Below are 3738 nucleotides of genomic sequence, written 5' to 3'. Positions count from 1 at the left end.
CGTCAAACACAGGTAGGAACGTGCCAAGGGCGCAACCACGAACTGCCCCGCCCAGAGCAGCGCCAGAACCAGCAGGCCCCAGCGGTTCGCAGCCTGTGCCTCGGCAAATCGGGGAGTTCGCAGCCGCACCAGGGTCATTCTGACCAACGCAGCGAACCGTGAGCCCGCCGGGTACAGGGGCACTTGGAGATCGGGGCGCAGCGTCCCGAAGTGCCGGTCCGACGGTTCGGACGATGTGGCTCCTCCGGCTGAAGTGTTCACGTCCGCCCGCCCATCCCCGCCCTCGTGCTCCTCCCATAGAACGTACCCGAATGCCACGTCGTGTCACCCCGAACACCTCATGGTGTGGATGCGCAGCCGGCGATGGACTCCGCCGGGTGGAGTGCGGTAAGCCTTCTCGAATGGGGGATGCGAAACGTGAGGTACAACGTGATGCGGTGGCGGTCTTACGGTGCGCCGCCTCAGCGCGGGGATGGCGATCGCTTCTGAGGTTCGTCCGTACTGACTCTCGGCAAGTACTGCGCGCCTTCGACCGCAGCGTGCTTCCGCTGGTCGAGCGTACTGTCAGCGACGCGACCCTGCGGCACACGATCCAGAGGTCCTTCATGGGCACGAGTGTGAAGGTGGGGCTCGCCATGTGGGGGTACGCGACTATGGCGCGCGTGCCGTTCGATGCCGAGCTGACGGTCCTGGGCAGCTCGTTCACACGCTTGTACGACGATCTCGTCGACCATTGTGAACGTGAGCACCTGGACAGCGACTTGACCGCCTTGTTCGCCGGCGAAACTTTCCGCCCTCGCAGTCCTTCGGAAGCCCTGCTGCTACTCCTGCACTCCACGATCGCTGCACGGCTGCCGCACTCAGCCGACGACCCGATCCACTCGCTCATCCGGGAACTCCACACATTCCAAATGCGCTCCCGTGCCCAGCGGGGCTCCCACATCTCAGCAGCCGAAGTGCTGGACATCACCCGAGGCAAGGGCGGGCTGGGGATGGCTGCCCTGTTCGCTCTGCTCCGCCCGGAAATGTCTGAAGCAGAGCGCGACATTCTCGTCGAGTTGGGCGATGTCTTCCAATTGCTGGATGACTTCCACGACCTCCCACTCGACCGGGTAAATGGCATTACCACCAGCGCGACCCTCGGTGTCCTCTCCCTCAGTGACCTGGCAACCCGTATCGCCCGCCTGCAGACCTGCTGCGCCGAGTACTACGGAAGCGCCGCGCCCCTGTCCGCCCAACTGGCCTTGACGCTCATCGGCGCGCCTGTCGCGGCCCGCGACCGCGGACACCGGAGCTTGCCCAACCCCAAGACCGACCCACTGCACCTGCTGCTCTCGCGCGCCGGCAATATCAGGCCCTGATAGTCGGGTTCTCGCAGTACGGACGACGCACTGCGATTTCGATCAGTACGGGTCTACTTCCCATGGGCCATCAGGGGGAACCTCAGGCGGCCAACCTTGCTGGAGTCTGCCCTCTGCGGCTCACTGGCGGTGTTTGCGATCACGACCCGCCTGGCAGCCCTCGGTCGTACCCCGGATTGTCCGACTCGGTGAGCGGCGGCTCGGTCTTCATGTGCGCAGGCGCCAGGGCCCGAAGGGCGTGGTAGCCGATGACGACGATCAGCGTGCCCAGCGCGATGCCGCTGAGCTCGAAGTTGTCGGTGAGCGTCAGGCTGACGTTGCCGATTCCGACGATGAGGCCTGCGGCCACGGGCACAAGGTGGAGAGGATTGGACAGGTCGACGCGGGAGCGGACCCAGATCTGGGCGCCGAGCAGGCCGATCATGCCGTAGAGGATGACGGTGATCCCGCCGAGGACCCCACCGGGGATGGCGGCCACGACGGCACCGAACTTGGGGCAGAGCCCGAACAGGATCGCGAAGCCGGCGGCGCACCAGTAGGCGGCGGTCGAGTAGACGCGGGTGGCCGCCATGACGCCGATGTTCTCGGCGTACGTGGTCGTGGCGGGACCGCCGACGGACGTCGACAGCACGGTGGCGGCACCGTCGGCCATGATCGCCGTGCCGAGCTTGTCATCCAGCGGGTCGCCCGTCATCTCGCCCACCGCCTTGACATGTCCGGCGTTCTCAGCGATGAGCGCGATGACGACGGGCAGAGCGACAAGAACCGCAGAGAGGGAGAAACTCGGGGCGTGGAAGGTGGGGAACCCGATCCAGTCGGCCTTCGCCACCCCTGAGAGGTCAAGACGCCAGTGGTCGACCGATTCGGCGCCTCCGGCGGGGGAGTGGATCTTGCCGAAGGTACGGTCGAAGACCCAGGAGATCAAGTAGCCGAAGGCCAGGCCGAGGAAGATCGCGATACGGGACCAGAAGCCACGCAGCACGACGAGCGCGAGGCCCGTGAAGAGCATGGTGAGCAGCGCGGTCCACTGATCCTGTGGCCAGTAGGTGCCGGCGGTGACGGGAGCCAGGTTGAACCCGATCAGCATGACCACCGCGCCGGTGACCACCGGCGGCAGCACGGCGTGGATGATGCGGGCCCCCAGAGCACGGACGACGGCCCCGCACAGGAAGAGGACCGCGCCGACGACCAGCAGTGCCCCGGTGAGGGTCGCCGCGTCGCCGCCCTGGGTCTTGATGACCGCGGCCACGCCGATGAACGACAGGCTGCTGCCGAGGTAGCTGGGGATACGGCCACGGGTGATGAGCAGGAAGAGGATGGTTGCCACACCGGATGCCATGACGGCGAGGTTGGCATCCAGGCCCATCAAGATCGGGGCGACGAAGCAGGCCCCGATCATCGAGACCACGTGCTGCGCACCGAGGCCGGCGGTACGCCCCCACGTGAGCCGCTCATCCGGTCGTACGACCTCGCCCGGTGCGAGGCTCTTGCCGTCGCCGTGCAGCTTCCAGCCGAAGCCCGCCATGGTCTTGCTCCTAGATGTGTTGCTGGGTGGTGATGAGGCCCGGCCGGTGAGCTCGGACAGCTTCGATCATTGGCGGGACATAGGGTCAGCGGCACGACGACAGGGTCTGCCGGGAGGGTGGACACCCGCCCGGCACACCCCCTATTCTGTGGGGAAGTGCTGGCCGTCCGTGTTCATCATGGGTGTGACGGCGCGACGAACGAGGCCCCGAACATCGCCACCACGTGCTGGGCGCCGAGCCCGAACGTACGCGGCCAGGAGAGCCGTTCGTCCGGGCGGACCACGGCTCCCGGTGCCGGGGTCTTCCCGTCGCCGTGCAAGGTCCAGCGCACGCCGAGGCCCATGGTCGCTCCCTGTGTGTAGGTGCGGAGGCCGGTGCCTCGTGGGGCACGGCGCAGACCGCAGAAAAGTTCAGCGCCATGGTAGTGCCGGATCGGGATGAGCCTTCGGCCGGGATACGGGCACGTGGTGTCCGTCCCGGTCCACGCGGGCGGCGCCGGCCCGCTTTGCGAACGGTCCCGTCACATCGGGACCTGGAGTGCGTGGTCGTCAGTTTTCGGTGTCGAGCTGGATGTGCTCGATGCGGTTGTCCAGGAAGGCGGTCAGGTCCTGGGCTTCGGTGTGAACCGCTTTCTGTTCCAGGGCGGTGAGGGGGCGCAGGGAGCTGATGCGGAGTTGGTGGTCGCGCACGGTCCAGGTGGCGGTGACGCGTCCGTCAACAAGGACGGTGCGGTGGCCTGCGACGGACAGGCCGAGGTGGGGGGCGTCGATGATGCGGCTACGGTCGTGGTAGCCGAGGATGGCGTTGTCGAAGGCCGGAAGGAACCGGACGGGGGCCGGGGTGTCGGGGTG

General features: G+C 67.0%; 4 protein-coding genes. 1 reads left to right on the top strand and 3 read right to left on the bottom strand.

Annotated elements, in window-relative coordinates; genetic code table 11:
* Nucleotides 1-539: 539 nt before the first annotated feature.
* The gene (locus J1C73_RS01465; protein WP_207314711.1) at nucleotides 540-1361 is read left to right on the top strand and encodes a class 1 isoprenoid biosynthesis enzyme; all 822 of its coding nucleotides are present in this window, start codon (nucleotides 540-542) and stop codon (nucleotides 1359-1361) included.
* 139 nt (nucleotides 1362-1500) lie between these two features.
* Here J1C73_RS01465 and J1C73_RS01460 read toward each other — a convergent pair whose 3' ends face one another.
* The 3 genes from J1C73_RS01460 to J1C73_RS01450 all read right to left on the bottom strand — a co-directional run.
* The gene (locus J1C73_RS01460) at nucleotides 1501-2886 is read right to left on the bottom strand and encodes a uracil-xanthine permease family protein (RefSeq protein ID WP_207314710.1); all 1386 of its coding nucleotides are present in this window, start codon (nucleotides 2884-2886) and stop codon (nucleotides 1501-1503) included.
* A 176-nt stretch (nucleotides 2887-3062) separates the two neighbouring features.
* Nucleotides 3063-3230 carry a hypothetical protein gene (locus J1C73_RS01455; protein ID WP_372446635.1) on the bottom strand — a complete coding sequence of 56 codons (168 nt, stop codon included), beginning with the start codon at nucleotides 3228-3230 and terminating at the stop codon, nucleotides 3063-3065.
* 205 nt (nucleotides 3231-3435) lie between these two features.
* The coding region (locus J1C73_RS01450) for a DNA glycosylase AlkZ-like family protein (protein WP_207314709.1) at nucleotides 3436-3738 on the bottom strand (303 nt) is incomplete at its 5' end.

Source organism: Streptomyces laculatispora (assembly GCF_017353455.1).
GTDB lineage: Bacteria > Actinomycetota > Actinomycetes > Streptomycetales > Streptomycetaceae > Streptomyces > Streptomyces laculatispora.
Note: the sequence above shows the minus strand (reverse complement) of the source record. Positions and strands in the feature narration are given on the sequence as shown.